At 53.4% G+C, this 18,999-nt stretch carries 16 protein-coding genes and 2 pseudogenes; 7 read left to right on the forward strand and 11 right to left on the reverse strand.

The window, feature by feature from the left end:
• Positions 1 to 8: 8 nt before the first annotated feature.
• From rpiA to Q9I99_RS02215, 4 genes and pseudogenes are all read left to right on the forward strand, one after another.
• Complete coding sequence (gene rpiA / locus Q9I99_RS02200) at positions 9 to 680, forward strand: ribose-5-phosphate isomerase RpiA (protein WP_301668094.1); 672 nt, start codon at positions 9 to 11, stop codon at positions 678 to 680.
• A 68-nt stretch (positions 681 to 748) separates the two neighbouring features.
• Positions 749 to 1,423 (forward strand): thermonuclease family protein, encoded by a 675-nt coding sequence (locus tag Q9I99_RS02205; RefSeq protein WP_301668095.1) that lies wholly within the window; start codon positions 749 to 751, stop codon positions 1,421 to 1,423.
• A 15-nt stretch (positions 1,424 to 1,438) separates the two neighbouring features.
• Positions 1,439 to 1,619, forward strand: a pseudogene (locus tag Q9I99_RS02210) (hypothetical protein).
• Entirely contained in the window at positions 1,603 to 2,349 is a 747-nt protein-coding gene (locus tag Q9I99_RS02215; RefSeq protein ID WP_301668096.1) for an amino acid ABC transporter permease, read from the forward strand. Before Q9I99_RS02210 ends, Q9I99_RS02215 begins: the two are co-directional and overlap by 17 nt.
• A 907-nt stretch (positions 2,350 to 3,256) precedes the next feature.
• Here Q9I99_RS02215 and Q9I99_RS02220 read toward each other — a convergent pair.
• The 8 genes and pseudogenes from Q9I99_RS02220 to Q9I99_RS02250 all read right to left on the reverse strand — a co-directional run bounded on the left by Q9I99_RS02220 (position 3,257) and on the right by Q9I99_RS02250 (position 12,354).
• Positions 3,257 to 4,675 (reverse strand): sulfatase-like hydrolase/transferase, encoded by a 1,419-nt coding sequence (locus Q9I99_RS02220; RefSeq protein WP_301668097.1) that lies wholly within the window; start codon positions 4,673 to 4,675, stop codon positions 3,257 to 3,259.
• Between the two features lie 573 nt (positions 4,676 to 5,248).
• The gene (argS, locus tag Q9I99_RS02225; protein WP_301668098.1) at positions 5,249 to 6,967 is read right to left on the reverse strand and encodes an arginine--tRNA ligase; all 1,719 of its coding nucleotides are present in this window, start codon (positions 6,965 to 6,967) and stop codon (positions 5,249 to 5,251) included.
• 91 nt (positions 6,968 to 7,058) lie between these two features.
• A complete protein-coding gene (pncB, locus tag Q9I99_RS02230) occupies positions 7,059 to 8,267 on the reverse strand; it encodes a nicotinate phosphoribosyltransferase (RefSeq protein WP_301668207.1) in 1,209 nt (402 codons plus the stop codon).
• Between the two features lie 107 nt (positions 8,268 to 8,374).
• Complete coding sequence (gene brnQ / locus Q9I99_RS02235) at positions 8,375 to 9,700, reverse strand: branched-chain amino acid transport system II carrier protein (RefSeq protein ID WP_301668099.1); 1,326 nt, start codon at positions 9,698 to 9,700, stop codon at positions 8,375 to 8,377.
• A gap of 16 nt (positions 9,701 to 9,716) precedes the next feature.
• A complete protein-coding gene (locus Q9I99_RS02240; RefSeq protein WP_301668100.1) occupies positions 9,717 to 10,562 on the reverse strand; it encodes a segregation and condensation protein A in 846 nt (281 codons plus the stop codon).
• 195 nt (positions 10,563 to 10,757) lie between these two features.
• A pseudogene (locus Q9I99_RS11530) lies at positions 10,758 to 10,895 on the reverse strand (VENN motif pre-toxin domain-containing protein); the annotation flags it as partial.
• 17 nt (positions 10,896 to 10,912) lie between these two features.
• Entirely contained in the window at positions 10,913 to 11,440 is a 528-nt protein-coding gene (locus Q9I99_RS02245) for a hypothetical protein (RefSeq protein ID WP_301668101.1), read from the reverse strand.
• A gap of 137 nt (positions 11,441 to 11,577) precedes the next feature.
• The gene (locus Q9I99_RS02250; protein ID WP_301668102.1) at positions 11,578 to 12,354 is read right to left on the reverse strand and encodes a tRNA threonylcarbamoyladenosine dehydratase; all 777 of its coding nucleotides are present in this window, start codon (positions 12,352 to 12,354) and stop codon (positions 11,578 to 11,580) included.
• 216 nt (positions 12,355 to 12,570) lie between these two features.
• Between Q9I99_RS02250 and Q9I99_RS02255 the strand changes: the two genes are divergently transcribed.
• The 3 genes from Q9I99_RS02255 to Q9I99_RS02265 all read left to right on the forward strand — a co-directional run bounded on the left by Q9I99_RS02255 (position 12,571) and on the right by Q9I99_RS02265 (position 15,264).
• Positions 12,571 to 13,035, forward strand: coding sequence for a universal stress protein (locus Q9I99_RS02255; protein WP_101132176.1), 465 nt, complete (start codon positions 12,571 to 12,573; stop codon positions 13,033 to 13,035).
• An 81-nt stretch (positions 13,036 to 13,116) separates the two neighbouring features.
• Positions 13,117 to 13,845 carry a ribonuclease PH gene (gene rph, locus Q9I99_RS02260; protein ID WP_301668103.1) on the forward strand — a complete coding sequence of 243 codons (729 nt, stop codon included), beginning with the start codon at positions 13,117 to 13,119 and terminating at the stop codon, positions 13,843 to 13,845.
• Positions 13,846 to 14,046: 201 nt separating this feature from the next.
• Positions 14,047 to 15,264: an aspartate kinase gene (locus Q9I99_RS02265; RefSeq protein WP_301668104.1), complete on the forward strand. Its 1,218-nt coding sequence runs from the start codon at positions 14,047 to 14,049 to the stop codon at positions 15,262 to 15,264.
• Between the two features lie 270 nt (positions 15,265 to 15,534).
• On the opposite strand, the gene Q9I99_RS02270 is transcribed toward Q9I99_RS02265, so the two are convergent.
• From Q9I99_RS02270 to Q9I99_RS02280, 3 genes are all read right to left on the reverse strand, one after another.
• Positions 15,535 to 16,095 (reverse strand): pseudouridine synthase, encoded by a 561-nt coding sequence (locus Q9I99_RS02270; protein WP_301668105.1) that lies wholly within the window; start codon positions 16,093 to 16,095, stop codon positions 15,535 to 15,537.
• Positions 16,096 to 16,330: 235 nt separating this feature from the next.
• On the reverse strand, positions 16,331 to 16,525 hold the full coding sequence (locus tag Q9I99_RS02275) for a YbdD/YjiX family protein (RefSeq protein ID WP_101123609.1): 195 nt from the start codon (positions 16,523 to 16,525) through the stop codon (positions 16,331 to 16,333).
• Positions 16,515 to 18,596, reverse strand: a complete 2,082-nt coding sequence (locus Q9I99_RS02280; RefSeq protein ID WP_301668106.1) for a carbon starvation CstA family protein — start codon at positions 18,594 to 18,596, stop codon at positions 16,515 to 16,517. Before Q9I99_RS02280 ends, Q9I99_RS02275 begins: the two co-directional genes overlap by 11 nt.
• Positions 18,597 to 18,999 lie beyond the last annotated feature (403 nt).

Consider the following 18,999-nt stretch of genomic DNA (forward strand, 5'->3'; position numbering starts at 1 on the left):
ACAAAAATATGACGACACAAGACGAACTCAAGCGCATCGCCGCCGAAAAAGCAGTCGAATTCGTACCCGAAAATGAATATATCGGCATCGGTACCGGCTCGACCATCAACTTTTTCATCGAAGCCTTGGGTAAGAGCGGCAAAAAAATCAAAGGCGCGGTATCTACTTCCAAAAAATCCAGCGAACTGCTTGCCCAATATGATATTCCCGTCGTTTCTTTGAACGAAGTATCGGGGTTGGCGGTCTATATCGACGGTGCGGACGAAGTCAACCACGCCCTGCAAATGATTAAGGGCGGCGGCGGCGCGCACCTCAACGAAAAAATCGTCGCCAGCGCATCAGAAAAATTCGTCTGCATTGCGGATGAAAGCAAATATGTTTCACGTTTGGGCAAATTCCCTCTGCCCGTGGAAGTCGTCGAAAGCGCGCGCTCCCTTGTTTCGCGCAAACTGCTCGCTATGGGCGGACAGCCCGAACTGCGTATCGGCTACACCACGTTTTACGGCAACCAAATCGTCGATGTCCACGATTTGAATATCGATCAGCCGCTGACGATGGAAGACGAAATCAACAAAATCACCGGCGTACTCGAAAACGGCATATTCGCCCGCGATGCCGCCGACGTGTTGATTTTAGGTACGGAAGAGGGCGCGAAAGTCATCTATCCCTGCCAAGGGTAATCCTGACGTTAAGATGCCGTCTGAAATCCGGTTCCGATATGTTCAGACGGCATCGGCATTTGAAAAATATGCAGATTAAAAAAATCATGAAATGGCTTCCCGTCGCCCTGTCGCTTTTGGGCGCGTTGGGTTATACGGGATACGACAGCGAGCTTGTCCGTACCGGTATTGCCGTACTGAATGAATTGGGTGTAGAGGAGGGGGCGGGTAGGTACGAAACACCCGCCCGCCGACGGGCATCGGCGAAATCCGGCCACAGCTACACAGGCACGGTGTCCAAAGTCTATGACGGCGACACCCTGCACGTCATCGACGGCGACGGCGCGAAACACAAAATCCGTATGGCGTATATCGACGCGCCGGAGATGAAACAGGCTTACGGCACGCGTTCGCGCGACAACCTGCGCGCGGCGGCGGAAGGCAGGAAGGTCAGCGTGCGCGTGTTCGACACCGACCGCTACCAGCGCGAAGTGGCGCAGGTTTCTGTCGGCAAAGCCGATTTGAACCTGATGCAGGTGCAGGACGGGGCGGCGTGGCATTATAAAAGTTATGCTAAAGAACAGCAGGATAAGGCGGATTTTGCCGACTATGCCGACGCTCAAATTCAGGCGGAAAGGGAACGCAAAGGATTGTGGAAAGCTAAAAATCCTCAAGCGCCGTGGGCGTACCGCCGGGCAGGCAGGAGCGGCGGGGGCAATAAGGATTGGACGGATTCCGTGGGCGAATGGTTGGGCATTTGGTAAAGACACTGCACGGCTTTGAACGGCAAATGCCGTCTGAAAACCGCGCGCCCTGCATTTTTTGCGGAAACGCGCAACCGCCGTCTGCCGCGATAAAAAAGTTCAGGCGGCGGTTTTTACGGTAAAATGGCGGATTGTTTGTAAACGGCGGCAGTTCCGCCGATTTTTGATACGGACGGTATATGGATTTTCGTTTTGATATTATTTACGAATACCGCTGGATGTTCCTTTACGGCGCACTGGTGACCTTGGGGCTGACGGTCGTGGCAACGGCGGGTGGTTCGGTATTAGGGCTGTTTTTGGCGTTGGCGCGCCTGATTCACTTGGAAAAAGCCGGTGCGCCGATGCGCGTGCTGGCGTGGGCGTTGCGTAAGTTTTCTCTGTTGTACGTTACCCTGTTCCGGGGCACGCCGCTGTTTGTGCAGATTGTGATTTGGGCGTATGTGTGGTTTCTGTTTTTCGTCCATCCTTCAGACGGCATTTTGGTCAGCGGCGAGGCGGCAGTCGAGCTGCGTCGGGGATACGGCCCGCTGATTGCCGGTTCTTTGGCACTGATCGCCAACTCGGGGGCGTATATCTGTGAGATTTTCCGCGCGGGCATCCAGTCTATAGACAAAGGGCAGATGGAGGCGGCGCGTTCTTTGGGTATGACTTATCCGCAGGCGATGCGCTATGTGATTCTGCCGCAGGCATTGCGCCGTATGCTGCCGCCTTTGGCGAGCGAGTTCATCACGCTCTTGAAAGACAGCTCGCTGCTGTCGGTCATTGCCGTGCCGGAGTTGTCCTATGTTCAGAAAACGATTACGGGCCGGTACTCGGTTTATGAAGAACCGCTCTATGCCGTCGCCCTGATTTATCTTCTGATGACGACTTTCTTAGGTTGGATATTCCTGCGTTTGGAAAAACGTTACAATCCGCAACACCGCTGATTGGAGCCATATCAACAAAAAGCTGCCCGAGTATTCATTTGAGGCAGCTTTTTTGTGGCAAATTTATAGTGGATTAACAAAAACCAGTACGGCGTTGCCTCGCCTTAGCTCAAAGAGAACGATTCTCTAAGGTGCTGAAGCATCAAGTGAATCGGTTCCGTACTATTTGTACTGTCTGCGGCTTCGTCGCCTTGTCCTGATTTTTGTTAATCCACTATAAATTCAAAGAGAAAACGCCCTATGCCGTCTGAAAGCCTTTCAGACGGCATCTGTCAGCCTCATGCAAGAGGGAATCCCATTTGTTTGGTTTCAATTTTTTTGGATGATGTATGAGCCGTCATTCCCGCGCAGGCGGGAATCCTGTCCGTTCGGTTTCCGTTGTTTTTGAGTTTCGGTTTTTCCGATAAATTTCTGTGGCTTTGGATTCCCGCTTTTGCGGGAACGACGAATCCATCCATACGGAAACCTGCACCACGTCATTCCTACGAACCTACATCCCGTCATTCCCACGAAAGTGGGAATCCAGAACGTAAAATCTGAAGAAACCGTTTTATCCGATAAGTTTCCGCACCGACAGACCTAGATTCCCGCCTGCGCGGGAACGACGGCGGCGGCGTTTCAGTTATTTCCGATAAATTCCTGTGGCTTTGGGTTTCCGGATTCTCGCTTTCGCGGGAATGACGGCGGAGGAGTTTTGGTTTTTCCGATAAATTCCCGTGGCTTTGGGTTTCCGGATTCCCGCTTTCGCGGGAATGACGGCGGATGGTTTCTGTTTTTTTTTGATAACTTCCTGTGATTTTGGATTTTTGGATTCTTATAAGGCAATTTATCGGAGATGATGAATGTGGGTCGGTCTGTCTGCAAAATGCCGTCTGAAGGCTGTTGGTGCGTTCAGACGGCATTGTTGTTATTTGATTTTGAAGTGCAGCCAGGCGACGTGCCCCTGTTTGAGGTAGCGGAAGGTTTCATTGAGGTTGCCGACGGGCGGCGGATGGTCGCCGACGATGATGACTTCCGTGCCTTTCATTTCGGGGCGTCGGATCAAATCCGCCAGTTGGTCGAAGAATTGGGTGTGCAGGCTGAAGTTGCGGCAGAGGTCGGTTTCGGCGGGCAGGCCGTATTCGGTGCATTTGAGCCTGTGGTTGAAAATGTCGGATTCGGGATAGTCGGCGTGGCTGGTCAGCGTCATCCAGTAAAACAGTCCCTTGTCGTGTTTTTTGAAAAATGCCGACACTTCGCCGAACAGCTCGCTGTCGCACACGCCGCCGAAAATGGCGCAGGTTTTTTTACCGATCAGGTTTTCGGCGGTTTTGATTTCTTGAAAGCCCGCCCTCGGATACCAGCTGAAGCGGTCGTAAAGCGAACTGCCCGCGCCGTGCATCGCAAAGGTGGCGTAACCTTCTTGTTTCAAACGGTTGGGGAGGCAGCGGGCAAATTTTTCGTCGGGCGCGCGGCGCAGTGCGAACCCGCGCAAACCGCCGTAGGCGCACAATTCGCGCATTTCGCCTTCGACCGTCGCGCCGATAAAGGGAAAACTGCCGCTTTCCCAAACCGAAAAACGGTCTTTTTGCGCCAGCAGTTTGGCAAAAGTGGCGTTTTGAAGTTCGGGATTGGCCGGCAGCCCCCAAGATTCGGCGATGATAAAGAGGATTTTTTGAGATTTCGGCTCGTTCAGATGCGTGGCGGCACGCTGCTGATTGCCCAAGGGGAGGAAGACGGGATCGACCAGACCGGCGGTAATAAAGTCGGCATTCTGGCTGACGGTGTAGAGCATCGCCTGACTTTTGGCGTAATAGAAGTTGTTTGCGCCGAAGATATTGGCCATCCGCCCACGGTCGTAGTAACTCAAATGGCCGGTGAAATAGCCGGCTGCCGCCACGACGGCGGCACAGGCGGCAATGTGTCGGAAGTCGGTTTTGGCGGCGGCTTTCTGCAACACAAACGGCATTGCCAGCATATACAGCAGCAACAGTCCGGTCATTATCTGATAAGGGGCGGGGGCGGTCAGGATGAAGGGGACGAGGTTGATGGCACCGATGAGGTCCATAAAAGGGAAGAGCTGGATCACCATCATCAGCCCGTCAAACAAAACCGCCAGCCAAAATGCCAATACGCCGGCGATTTTGACGAAACGCCAAGGCAGGGCAATCAGCAGCGCGGCAGGAAGGTAGTCCAAATTGACAATAGGGCGGGCGGTGGCGGTCAGCAGTGCCAAAACCCAAAATACCGCATTGGGGGCCAGCAGGATCAGCAGGGACAGCAGCAGCCGTTTCGGCAGGAATGGCGGCAGCGTCCATTGTTTGGAGAGCAGGGCGTGAATATTCATTGTATTTCCTTTTCGGTTGAAACTTCGCCACTCGGACATCTGTCCTTCGGGGCGGCAGGATCAGACTTTATTTGGGAGGCGCAACCCCTTCCAAATCAGGGCAACACATAGGGCGGTGCTTTATATGTCGTCCTGTGTGTTGAAACATCTGCATTTCTTTCTGAAACAGGGGTATTTAAAACAGAGAACCGGATGGCGGAACGATGCCGTCCGGGCGCGAAAATACGGCACGGTGCGGCAGGGGGCGCGCACGCGTGTTGAGGGAAGGAAAACAGGGAAAGGAGGCGGGCTGAAACCCTGCCTGAAGAAAAGGCGGGTTTGAGGGGCGGAAAAAGGGGAATGCGCCGCGCGGAAAGTGCGTGCGTCGGCAGGAAGGGGGTTATAATTTTTTGCTTGCTTGCTTGCTTGCTTGCTTGCTTGCTTGCTTGCTTGCTTGCTTGCTTGCTTGCTTGCTTGCTTGGCGTTTGTTTGTTTCGCATTTTGGGAGGGACGGCGGATACGGTGTATCGCGCCGCTTTTTTCAGATTCGGATAAGGATGGCGGGGCTGTTGTCCGCAATCGGGCGGTGCGGTTTTACATTACGTCCAACACATTGATGCCCAGCAAATCCAAGCCTTGTTTCAGCGTGTCGCCGGTGAGTTTTGCCAGTTGCAGGCGGCTGTTGCGGCTTGCGCCTTCGGCTTTGAGTATCGGACAGGCTTCGTAGAAGCGGCTGAATAGGGTCGCAATTTGATAGAGGTAGGCGGCGAGGTAGTGCGGATACGCCGTGTCCGCCACGCTTTGCAGCACGTCTTCAAATTTCAGCAGCTCGGCGGCAAGCTGTTTTTCCAGCGGTTCGGTTAAAACGGTTGGCGCAGTTGCGTCCCATTCGCCTGCTTTGCGGAACATGCTTTGCACGCGTGTGTAGGCGTATTGCAGGTAAGGAGCGGTATTGCCTTCAAACGAAAGCATGGCATCCCAATCGAACACATAATCGCTGGTGCGGTTTTTGCTCAAATCGGCGTATTTGACCGCGCCGATGCCGACGGTTTTGCCGATTTTCGTCGCCTCATCCGCGCCCAATCCGGGATTTTTCTCTTTCACCAAAGCGGTGGCGCGCTCGACGGCTTCGGTCAGCAAATCGACCAGTTTTACAGTGTCGCCGCTGCGTGTTTTGAACGGTTTGCCGTCTTTGCCCATCATCGTGCCGAAGCCGATAAACTCGGCTTTTGCATCTTCCGGCAAATAGCCTGCTTTGCGGGAAGTGGTAAAGAGTTGCTCGAAGTGCAGGGCTTGGCGATGGTCGACGACGTAGAGCAGGCGGTCGGCTTTCAGACGGCCTATGCGGTAGCGCAGACACGCCAAATCGGTGGAAGCATAAAGGAAGCCACCGCCTTGTTTTTGCACGATAAATGCGGCGGGTTCGCCCTCTTTGTTTTTAAACTCGTCCAAGAACACAACTTTCGCGCCGTCGTCTTCGACCGCCAGACCTTTTTGAACCAAATCATCGACCACGGCTTGCAAATCGTCGTTGTACTTCGATTCGCCCGCCACGTCTTCGGGGCGCAGCTTCAAGCCCAGCGTGTTATAAACGGCTTGGGCGTGCGAGAGCGAAATATCGACAAACTGTTTCCATAATGCCAATACGGTTTCATCGCCGCCTTGCAGCTTCACAACGTATTCGCGCGCGGTGTCGGCGAAGGCAGGATCTTCGTCAAAGCGCACTTTGGCGGCGCGGTAAAACTGCTCCAAATCCGCCAGCTCGAACGCGGCATTGTCTTTCTGCTGCTCGACCAAATAAGCAACCAACATGCCGAATTGCGTACCCCAGTCGCCGACATGGTTTTGGCGGATGACGGTGTTGCCCATAAATTCCAACACGCGCGAAATACTGTCGCCGATGATGCTGGAACGCAGATGGCCGACGTGCATTTCCTTCGCCAGATTGGGCGAGGAATAGTCGATGACGACGGTTTGCGGTTTGTCGGTTTGCGCTATGCCGAAACGCGCGTCGTTCAAGACCGTCTGAATGTTGTGGGCGAGGAATTCAGGACGCAGGCGCAGGTTGATAAAGCCGGGTCCGGCCACTTCCGCGCTTTCGATGACGGCGTTGCCCGCCAATGCGTCGGCGACCTTTTGCGCCAGTTCGCGTGGATTTTGTTTGGCTTTTTTCGCCGCACCCATCACGCCGTTGATTTGGAAATCGCCGTGCTCGGCGTTTTTGGTCGGCTGCAAAACAACGGGGCTGCCGGCGATGCCTGCGGCGGTAAAGGCGGCGGCGGCTTCGTGTTCGACGGTTTGATGTAGGTTCATGAAGTTCGGTCTTTCGGTTAAATTCAAATCAGGCGGTATTTTAAAAGAATTTGTACGGCAGAAACAGGAATTGTGCGCTTTTTCTGCCGGTTTACGGCGTTCCGGGCTCGGGTACGCCGAACACTTGGCGCAGGTAGGCGAGGAAGGTGCTGTTGTTGGTCATGGTTTTGCCCGGCGAGTCGGAGAGCTTGGCGACGGACTGACCGTTGCATTCGACCAGTTTCAACACGATATTCAAAGGCGTATGCCCCATATCGTTGGTCAGGTTGGTGCCTATTCCGAAACTGGTTTTGAAGCGGTCTTTGAAATATTGGTGCAAAGCCCAAGATCGGTCGATATCCAGCCCGTCGGAGAAGGTCAGCATTTTGGTCCGGCTGTCGATTTTGAGTTTTTTATAGTGCGTGTAGGCTTTGTCCCCCCATTCGTAGGGGTCTCCGCTATCATGCCGCAAACCGTCGAAGAGCTTGGCGAAATAAAGGTCGAAATCGCGCAAGAAGGCATCCATGCCGACCACGTCGGTCAATGCGATACCGAGGTCGCCGCGGTATTCGTGTACCCAGCTTTCGAGCGCGGCTTTTTGGAAATTCCGCAATTGTACGTCGAGGGCCTGGAATGCCTGAAGGAACTCGTGCGCCATGGTGCCGATGGGGGTAATGCCGAGTTTTTTGGCGAGATAAACGTTGCTGGTCCCGCGTACGATGCCGGGGGCGGCTTCAAGCAGGGTGCGTATGACGTGTTCCTGCCATGGGAGGTTGTAGCGGCGGCGTGTGCCGAAGTCGGAAATCAGGAAGGGCGGATCGTCCGGATTCTGTGTGGCGGCTATTTCTTTCAGACGCGCGGCTTTGGCTTGAAGCCGGCGTTCGCCTTCTTCGATAACGGCGGGGGTTTCCAGCCGGCGGAAGTAAAGTTCGTTGACAATGGCGAGGATGAAGATTTCAAAAAACATCGCCTGTATCATTGGGCCTTCGATGCGGATGTTCAGACGGCCTTCGGCATCGGGGCTGACTTGTACGAAGCGGCGTTGGAGCTGGAAGAGTTCGAGATAATCGACAAAGTCGCTTTTAATGAAGCGGAGGGAGCGCAGATAGCCGAGTTCGTCGTGGGTGAAGCGCAGGCGGCAGAGTGCGTCGAGTTCGGCTTCCAAGTCTTCCCTGATGTCGGCAAGCGGATAGACGGTCGAGGCGTCGCGGCAGCGGAATTCGTAAAGGCTGTGCGTCTGCGGAAACTGGTGCAGGACTACTTGCAGCATAGTGAATTTGTAGAGGTCGGTGTCGAGCAGCGAATGTATGATGCCGGTCATATGGCGTGTCTCCCGATTTCTGTTGGCGGCTTGGGGCGTATTAGAACACATCGCGCCCGCCCCGTGTGCCGAAAATGCCGTCTGAAGGTCTTTCAGACGGCATGGTTTCAGGGTTTCTTCCTTACGGCCGCATTGAGCAGGCAGCCTAAGGCAAAGCAGGTTAAAGAGGGAATAATCCAACCCAGTCCTATGCTGTATAGGGGAAGGGCTTTGTCGATGGCTTTTGCTGCCGTTTCGCTGAAACCGAAGGCGGTTTTGTAGGCATCGAGCAGACCGACCGCCAGTGCGGGCATCATAGTGCAGAAATAGACGATGCGGCTGCTGCCGAACAGCCTGTCGGTCAGGGTCAGCAGGATGAGTACGATGGTCAGCGGATAAAGCAGCATTAGCATGGGGACGGAAATCTGCAGGATGGCGGACAGCCCCTTGTTTGCCAAGATGATGGAAACTAGCGTATTGATGATGACGAAGGTTTTATAGGAAATACCCGGACAGAGGCGGTTGAAGTATTCGGCACACGAAGTAACCAGGCCGACAGCGGTGGTCAGGCAGGCAAGCAGTACGATAACGCCCAGCAGCAGGTTGCCGCCCAGTCCGAAATAGTATTGTGCCGATTTCGACAATACCAGCGCGCCGTTTTCCTGCAAACCGATTCCCGCCACACTGGTCGCCCCCATATAGCCTATCAGCAGGTAAACCGCAGCAAGGCAGCCTGCAGCCATCAGGCCTGATATGGCGGTGGTTTTCAGCAGGTCCGAACGGTTGTCGACACCCATGGCGCGGACGGCGTCGATAATGATAATGGCAAATACGAGCGAGGCGAGGGCGTCCATCGTGCCGTAGCCTTCCAAAATGCCTTTAATCATCGGGCGGACGGCAAAATCGCCTTGTGCGGCGAGCGGTGTGCCGATGGGGTTGAGTGTGGCATAACCGACCAATACGGCGATGGTCAGCAGGAGTGCGGGTGTCAGGATTTTTCCGATGCGGTCAACCAATTTGCCCGGAGAGATCGAAAGCCAGTAGGTCAGGCCGAAAAAAAGCAGGCTGAATACTGCCTGAGCCATATTCGGGGGAAGGTTGCCGATCAGCGGTAAAACGCCGATTTCAAAGGAAACCGTCGCCGTCCGGGGCAGGGCGAACAGCGGGCCGATGGCAAGGTAGAGGGAGGCGGCAAACGCTATGCCGTACCAGGGGGCGACACGCGAGGCGAGTGCTTCGACATCACGGGAACCCGAGTAGCCGATGGCGATTACGCCCAGTAGCGGCAAGCCTGCGCCGGTCAATAAGAAGCCGGGCATGGAAATCAGCCAGTTTTCGCCTGCCTGCTGACCGAGATAGGCGGGATAAATCAGGTTGCCCGCACCAAAAAACAGGGCAAACAGCATCAGTCCGACCGCCCATAATGAGGCTTGGTTTTGTTTGCTTGTCATCATGTTCCTTTTAAATAGGTCAATCCGGTGTTTCTGTCCCGGTCATGCCGTCTGAAGGCGTTTCTTGATGATTGAGGCTGATTCGGATTTCTCCGAAACCGTCTTCCTGTACGATTCTGACCAATCCTTCCTTGGCAAGCTCCAGCAGCGCGATGAAGTTGACGACCACGTAAGCCGCACCCTGTTCGGGATTGAACAGGTCGTGAAACCTGCATATTCCGTGTCCGTTCAAACGGCGCAGGATTGCCGTCATTTGCGCGCGCACGGAAAGGGTTTCTTGGATGACTTCGTGGCTGCGCGTGTGTTTTGCCCGCGACAAAATCCCCAACCATGCCTGCGTCAAATCGGCGATGTAAACCTCGGGCAGCTTCGTCTCGACCGCAATTTCCAGCGGCAGGCATGCCCACGCGAAATCCCGTCCGGCTCGGGGCAGCGCGTCCAACCCTTGTGCCGCCAGCTTCATCTGTTCATAAGCCAACAGGCGGCGCACCAACTCGGCACGCGGGTCGGCTTCTTCGTCTTCGACGGCTTCGGTACGCGGCAGCAGCAGGCGCGATTTGATTTCAATCAGCATTGCCGCCATCAAAAGATATTCTGCCGCCAAATCAAACTGATAAGCTTCCATTTGGGCAATATAGTGCAGATACTGTTCGGTAATCTTCACCATCGGAATATCGAGAACATCGATGTTCTGCTTGCGGATCAGGTAGAGCAGCAGATCCAAAGGGCCTTGAAAACTGCCCAATACGACTTTCAGCGCGTCGGGCGGGATAAACAAATCCTGCGGCAAATCGGTAACGGGTTGACCGAATACCCATGCGACAGTGTGCTCGGATGGTGCGGATGGGGCAGGGATGGGCGGCATGGCGTGAATCGGTAAGTGGATTTTAATATAAGTTTACAAAAAAACAATCTGCCGGCATTCACGCATAATGTGGCCGGCAAATGTTCAGACGGCATTATAACGGCTTTTAAATGCAAATGTTTTGAAAAGGAGTAGATTGCGAATACGGTTTTAGGCGTGCCGATGTTGGTTTTTCTGAACCGACAGCTTGATTGCCGCCTTCAGGTAGTCGGCCACCAAACCGGGATGCCGGTTCAGATAGCCTATGGATTCTTTTTTCAAATCCTTGAAACGTTCATCGTAGCGTTTGTCTTTCGCGAATTCGATGATGCGCCCTATATTTTGACGGCACTCTTGCTAAAACCCCTTAATTAATATAAATGTCTGAATTTTAAGTTTCTTGAGACAATATAATCAGTACTGGCTCTATCTATATAACCAGTAGCTTCTTTTACTTCAATATTATCTACATTACCGTATATTACAGGTAGCGACCCATAAATGATAAATTTATTCCCCAAAATTTTTTTACTAATTGATATATCATCTTCCATAAGTAATTCAGCGTAATTTTTAGCTCTTACTTGAAATCTAAACAATATTTTTCCTGCGTAAATTCTCGCATATATGGGAGAGTTTATACCATAATCTTTGTATAGATGAACAATAGAAATACATTGTTCATCTATGCAATAATAAGCTACTTTTTGTTGGTCAAGATAACGGCAATATATGTAATACATACTGCAAAGTATTACCACTAATAATGTAAAACTTGTTCTTAGGATACATATTTTGCGATAACGTATCTTATGGTATATACCATATACTACAAAAAATATCGGAATAAGCATTAGTAATAAAAATGAAAAAATAACTAAATTATTAACGAATTCCATTAAATAGCTTTCCGATACTTGGTATATTATTAGGAATCATATATTTTATGTTATTTCTTATCCGTATCCTTTGTTGTCCTAAATCATAACCATAGTTTGTTCAAATGCCGTCTGAATCCTGTTTCAGACGGCATTGCTTATTTTTTGCCTGCGATGTGTTCCACCGCCGCCTGTGCGCAATACAGTCCGAACGAAGCGGTAACGAGCATACTTGCGCCATAGCCGGCGCACGACAAGCCCTGCGGTGCGGCATCGGTAGAACACGCCGCGCCCAATTGCGGCGGCGTGATGTTTTCGGTTGAGAACACGCAGGGCACGCGCATTTTTTCCTTAGTATCGCGGCTGAAGCCGTAGCGTTTCCGCAAGGTGTAGCGCAGGTTGGCAAGCAGCGGGTCGTGGGTTACGCGGCTCAAATCGGCGGTTTGAATCAGGGCGGGATTTTTCTGTCCGCCTGCTCCGCCGCTGATGATAAAAGGCTGACGGTTTTTCACAAAATAAGCAGCCATTGCCGCTTTGACGCGGACTTGGTCGATGGCGTCAATGACGAAATCAAAGCCCTTGCCAAACAGGGTTTCGATATTGTCTTCACTGACAAAATCTTCAATTTCAAATACTTCGCATTGCGGATTGATTTGTGTAATGCGTTCGCGCAAGGCGGTAACTTTCGCTTTGCCGAAGTCGTCGGTCAGGGCGTGCAGCTGGCGGTTGACATTGGATTCGGCAACGTTGTCCAAATCAATCAAAGTCAAACGCCCGATGCCCGTCCGCGCCAAAGCCTCGACCGCCCACGAGCCGACACCGCCCACGCCGACTACGCAGACGTGTGCCTGTGAAAAGTGCGCCAAGGCAGAGTCTCCGTAGAGTCTGGCGATGCCGCCGAAGCGTCGCGAAGAGGTCAAAGCGTTGTCGGACATGGTCGAATCCTGCAAGATTGCGTCAAATCAAAAAGTGAGCGAAAGCCGGCAAAAAATGCCTGACTGCACGAAAGCGGCATATTATACTGGAAAGCAGTCAGGCTGTTCGGCTGTTGTATAAAGCCCGACAGCGGGTCTATAATGAAACGGCGCAAGCTGTCCCTGCGCCCATCCGACAAGACGGCACCGCGAGGCGGTGCAAAAGGAGAATACGATATGTACAAACATCTGGTTGTTGCCGTTGACGGCAGTGAAACGTCCATCAATGCCCTGAAACACGCCGCCGAGCTTGCCGGGGTCAACGGTGCGCGCCTGACTTTGGTGCACGTTGCCAATCCTGCCGAATATATGGCACTTGCCCCCGAATTTTTGCAACACGAAAGTTACGAGGCCGCCGCCGTCGCGCAAGGCAACGAGGTTTTGGATGCCGCCGAGCGCACCGCCCGGGAACTGGGTGTGGAAAATACCGTCAAACACCTGCTGGTTGCCAATAAGGGTGCGCGTGAAATGGCGCAGGATTTGGTCGATTATGCCGACGAAAACGGTGCCGACCTGCTGGTGTTGGGCACGCACGGGCGCACCGGGCTGATGCACCTTTTGATGGGCAGTTTCGCCGAAACCGTCATGCGCCAAAGCCATCTGCCGCTTTTGATTATCCGCAGCAAAGCCGAAGAGGTGTAGAAATTTTCAGTTTGAAGGCCTTAAATGTGATTTTTCATATTTAAGGCTTTTTAATTTATCTGTTTTTAACGGGAGGGCAGTATGCCTGATTACATCCGCACCTCACGCGCCGCCGACAGCCTGCGCGATATCAAAATCACCCCTCATTTCCTGCCGCATACGGGCGGTTCGTGCCTTATTGAATGCGGCAACACCAAAGTCATCTGCACAGCTTCCATAGACGAAAACGTCCCGCCGTTTCTGCGCGGCAAAAACCAAGGCTGGGTAACGGCGGAATACGGTATGCTGCCCGCCTCCACCGCTTCGCGTATGCGCCGCGAAGCTTCGGCGGGCAAACAGTCTGGGCGCACGCAGGAAATCCAACGCCTTATCGGACGGTCGCTGCGCGCGGTCGTGGATATGGAAAAACTCGGCGAACGACAAATCCTGATTGATTGCGATGTGATTCAGGCGGACGGCGGCACGCGCACGGCTTCGATTACCGGTGCGTTTGTCGCGCTGCAAATCGCCGTCGGCAAACTGGTTTCAGACGGCATTTTGAGTGAAAACCCCATCCGCGAAGCCGTTGCCGCCGTATCAGCAGGCGTAGTGAACGGCGTGCCGCTTTTGGATTTGGATTATCCCGAAGACTCCGGCTGCGACAGTGATGTGAACATCGTCATGACCGCTTCGGGCAAAATCATCGAAATACAGGGGACGGCGGAAGGCGCGCCGTTCAGTTTGGACGAGTTGGGCAAACTGGTTGCACTGGCGCAAAAAGGCATAGGCGAACTGCTGCGTTATCAGCAAAATGCGTTGTCCGCCGCCTGATTGTCGTCCGAATGCCGTCTGAAAACCGTTCAGACGGCATTTTGTCAAAAATCTGAAAGAACAGGTTTTTTGCTGACCGCTGTCAAACGGCAGGCGGGAAAGCGCAGTCCGTTCTTGAACTTCATGTAAAAAATAGTAATAATAGCCGCTTTTCCAGCAAACTATGCTGCCCGACCAATCCCACACAAGAAAGCACGAAATATGGCGTTAATCGTACACAAATACGGCGGCACATCGGTAGGCTCGCCCGAACGCATCAAAAACGTAGCCAAACGTGTCGCCAAAGCCCGCGCCGAAGGACACGACATCGTAGTCGTCGTATCCGCCATGAGCGGCGAAACCAACCGACTGGTCGCGTTGGCGCACGAAATGCAAGAACATCCCGATCCGCGCGAGCTGGACGTCGTCCTTGCCACCGGCGAACAAGTAACCATCGGCCTGCTGGCCATGGCCCTGAAAGACATTGACGTTGACGCCAAAAGCTACACCGGCTGGCAGGTCGCCCTCAAAACCGATACCGCCCATACCAAAGCCCGCATCGAAAGCATCGACGATGAAAAAATGCGCGCCGACCTTGCTGCCGGCAAAGTCGTCATCGTCGCCGGCTTCCAAGGCATCAGCAGTGAGGGCGATATTTCCACGCTCGGACGCGGCGGTTCGGACACTTCCGCCGTCGCGCTTGCCGCCGCGCTCAAAGCCGACGAGTGCCAAATCTATACCGACGTGGACGGCGTTTATACCACCGACCCCCGCGTCGTACCCGAAGCGCGCCGTATGGATACGGTTACATTTGAAGAAATGATCGAACTGGCCAGCCTCGGTTCGAAAGTTTTGCAAATCCGTTCAGTAGAATTCGCCGGAAAATACAAAGTGCGCCTGCGCGTACTGAGCAGCCTGCAAGACGGCGGCAACGGCACTTTAATCACATTTGAAGAGGACGACAACATGGAAAAAGCCGCCGTAACCGGTATCGCATTCGACAAAAACCAAGCCCGCATCAACGTGCGCGGCGTACCCGACAAACCCGGCGTTGCCTATCAGATTTTGGGCGCGGTTGCCGATGCCAACATCGAAGTTGATATGATTATCCAAAACGTCGGCAGCGAAGGCACGACCGATTTTTCTTTTACCGTACCGCGCGGCGATTACAAGCAGACTTTGGAAATCCTGTCGGAACGTCAAGACAGTATCGGCGCGGCTTCCATCGACGGCGACGACACCGTGTGCAAAGTCTCCGCAGTCGGTTTGGGTATGCGTTCGCACGTCGGCGTAGCCGCCAAAATCTTCCGTACCCTTGCAGAAGAAGGCATCAACATCCAAATGATTTCCACCTCCGAAATCAAAGTTTCCGTATTGATTGATGAAAAATATATGGAACTGGCAACCAGGGTATTGCATAAAGCCTTTGATTTGGGCTGATGTTTTACGGTTTGAAACGGACAACGGCACTGCCTTTATCGGGCAGTGCCGTTTTGTCTGCGGCCCGAACGTTCGGACGGCATATTTTTGATCCGCCGGACGGAGAAAACCCTTTCCGCCTTTAAAACTTGTAGCTCACTGTGATTAAAGATGTTTCAATCGGTAAAAAATTTGAGGCCGTCTTAGATAATTAGAATAAGCCCTTGCTTTACTAATTGTTTTAAGCAGTAAGCGGCAGGGGCAAAAGGATAATGGCAGGGCAGTGCGGTTTTATGGTCTGAACGGGGCGTATGCCCATTCCCCGGGTTTTAAATCCAAATCAAACAGTTTCAGTCTGCCGCTGGCTACCCTGACTAGTCGCAGGCAGGGATAGCCCGCCTTGGCGGTCATTCGCCTGACTTGGCGGTTTTTGCCCTCAGAAATGGTAATTTCAATCCAAAAATCGGGAACGGTTTTACGGACGCGTATCGGCGGAACGCGCTCCCACAAACGCTCGGCTTCGCCGGGATTTAAAACGCGGACGAGGGCGGGGCGGGCAGTGAAATCGCCCAAGTCCACACCTTTTCGCAGAATATCCAAACGGCTTTCGTCGGGCGAGCCTTCCAGTTGTGCCCAGTAGGTTTTGGGCTGTTTGAATTTGGGGTCGGCGATTTGCGCCTGAAGCCAGCCGTCGTCGGTCAGCAGCAGCAGCCCCTCGCTGTCGGTGTCGAGCCGTCCGGCGGGATAGAAGCCGGGCAGACCGATGAAGTCTTTGAGGCTTTTGTGTTTTTCGTGCGGCGAAAATTGGCAGATAACGCCATAGGGTTTATTGAAAGCAATGAGATTTTTCATGGTTTGTTTACCGGAATTTCGTCAAGGGTTGCAAATCCGCCTTTCGGGGCGGCGGCAACAGGGGCAGGAAGGGGCAACACCCTGACTGTGCCGTATGGTTATTTTTGTGCGGAGAAAACACGGTTTGCCGACGGACGAACCTGCCCGATATGGCGGCCGTTTGGCTTGTGGGGCGGGATTTTAGCATAAAATGCCGTCTGAAGCGGCGTTCAGACGGCATTTGTTTCAAGCAGGCTTAACAGCAGCGTCCGCCGTTTGCGCCGCAGCGGCGTTTGCGGCAATAGTCTTGAAATTGCAGCTTGGTCATCACGGGGGCGTTGGGATTATGTTTGCGCTGCTGTGCAACGTAGTTTTCATAATCGGGCACGCCTGCCATCAAGTTTGCTGTCAGCTTGATGGTTTTCCACCAAGACTCGAGCTTATGCTTCACTTTGTGTCTCCGGCTGTTTGCCGTCGCGGTACACCGCCGGGATTTCTTTGGCAGTCGGCCAGCCGACTTTGCGTGCTTTGAGGGCGGTACGCAAACCGTACGCGGCGACAATCACGACAACCGACAAGAAGAGGATGGTCAGACCGGCATTAATCTTGTCGTTGAAGATGATTTGCGCCATTTCGCCGATGTCTTTGGCGGGCGCAAGGACTTCGTTTTTAGCCAATGCGTCGCTGTATTTGCCGGCGTGGGCAAGGAAGCTGACGCGCGGGTCGCTGTGGAACAGTTTTTGCAGACCGGCGTAACAGGTTACAAACAGTACGCCGACGGCGGGAACGAGTGCCACCCAGACATAACGATCGCGTTTCATCTTAATCAACACAACGGCGCACATAATCAAGGCTACACCCGCCAGCATTTGGTTGGCGATGCCGAACAAAGGCCAGAGCGAGTTGATGCCGCCCAGCGGGTCGGTTACGCCGGTGTAGAGGAAGTAGCCCCACAATGCCACGGCGAAGAAGGTCGCAATCAGGTTGGCGGGGATGGAGTCGGTGTTGCCGAAAGGTTTGTAGAAGATGCTGCCCAAGTCTTGAATCATGAAGCGTGCGACGCGCGTACCGGCATCGACGGCGGTCAGGATGAACAAGGCTTCAAACAACAGGGCAAAGTGATACCAGAATGCCATCATGGCTTCGCCCGGAATCAGGCGGCTCATGATGTGCGCCATACCGACTGCGAGGGTAGGTGCACCGCCTGCACGGGAAAGGATGGTGTTTTCGCCGACTTCTTTAGCGGTGTGCAACAGGGTTGCGGCATCGACAGGGAATTGCAGCTTGGTGGTAATCACTTCGGCGGCGGTATTGGCATCCGTACCGATCAGGGCGGCTGGGCTGTTCATGGCGAAGTACACGCCGGGATCGAGCGATGCGGCGGCGGCAAGTGCCATAATGGCTACGAAACTTTCCATCAACATACCGCCGTAACCGATCATGCGGACGTGGGTTTCGTTTTCCAGCATTTTCGGCGTAGTGCCGGAAGAAATCAGCGCGTGGAAGCCCGAAACCGCACCGCAGGCGATGGTAATGAACAAGAATGGGAACAATGCGCCTGAGAATACCGGACCCGAACCGTCGATAAAGTGGGTTACGGCAGGCATTTGCAAAGCGGGATTGACGATGACGATACCCAAAGCCAAGGCCGCAATCGTACCGATTTTTAGGAAGGTGGAGAGATAGTCGCGCGGAGTGAGCAGCAACCATACGGGCAATACGGAGGCGACAAAGCCGTAAATCATAATCGCCCAGGTGAGCTGGATGCCGTCAAGGTCGAACCAATGCCCGATGGAACTTTTCGCCACATCTTCGCCGTAAATTACCGCCAGCATCAGCAAAATAAAGCCGACGATGGAAATCTCGCCGATTTTGCCCGGACGGATATAGCGCGTGTAGATACCCATAAACAGGGCAATCGGCATAGTTGCTGCAATGGTAAACGTACCCCAAGGGCTGTGAACCAGTGCTTTCACCACAATCAGCGCCAACACCGCCATGATGATGACCATAATCATCAAAATACCGATGGACGCAATCACACCCGGCACGGTGCCGAGTTCTTGTTTGACGATATCACCCAAAGACTTACCGTCGCGGCGCATGGAGACGAACAAGACCATCATGTCTTGTACTGCACCGGCGAACACTACGCCGAAGATAATCCACAGCGTGCCCGGCAGATAACCCATTTGCGCAGCCAGTACGGGGCCGACCAAGGGGCCTGCGCCCGCAATCGCGGCAAAGTGGTGTCCGAACAATACGCCTTTGTGTGTCGGAACGTAGTCCAAGCCGTCGTTGTGGCGTTCTGCCGGAGTCAGGCGGTTAGGATCGAGCCGCATTACGCGGTTGGCGATGTAGAGGCTGTAAAAACGGTAGGCGATGCAGTAAACGGATATGGCGGCGGTAACCATCCATACCGCGCTGACCTGTTCGCCTCGGCTGAGAGCCAGAGTGGTAAAGGATGCTAAGCCGACCAGTACCACTATGCCCCAAATGAGGAAGGTTTTGAGTGATTTCATCGAATAAATCCTTATCTCACACTGTCGGAATATGCCTGAACGGCGGGAAACGGCCGACCGCCTGCCGGCACGGGCACAAACCGGAGTCTGAATGATTGACGAAGTATGAAACAGTGCGCTTGTCGGGATTTGTGCCTTATGCCCGCATCAAACAGTGCAGGGATGCGGGCGCACAAAACGTTAAACGCCGAATAGGATTTTAACGCAAATTAGCACACTGATAGCGGTTTTTACTTGGAATTTGGAAAAAATTTACATTCCTCCGGGCGGGCAGGCAGGTTCAGACGGCATCATCAGGCAAAAGGCGGTGTCGGAAGACGGGTAAAGAAGGGGCGCGCAATCCGGATTATCGATTCATCGTGTTTCCTTTTCAGTTGAACCTCCGCCCTTTGGGGCAGTAGAA

Source organism: Neisseria basseii (assembly GCF_962707005.1).
Classification (GTDB): domain Bacteria; phylum Pseudomonadota; class Gammaproteobacteria; order Burkholderiales; family Neisseriaceae; genus Neisseria; species Neisseria bergeri.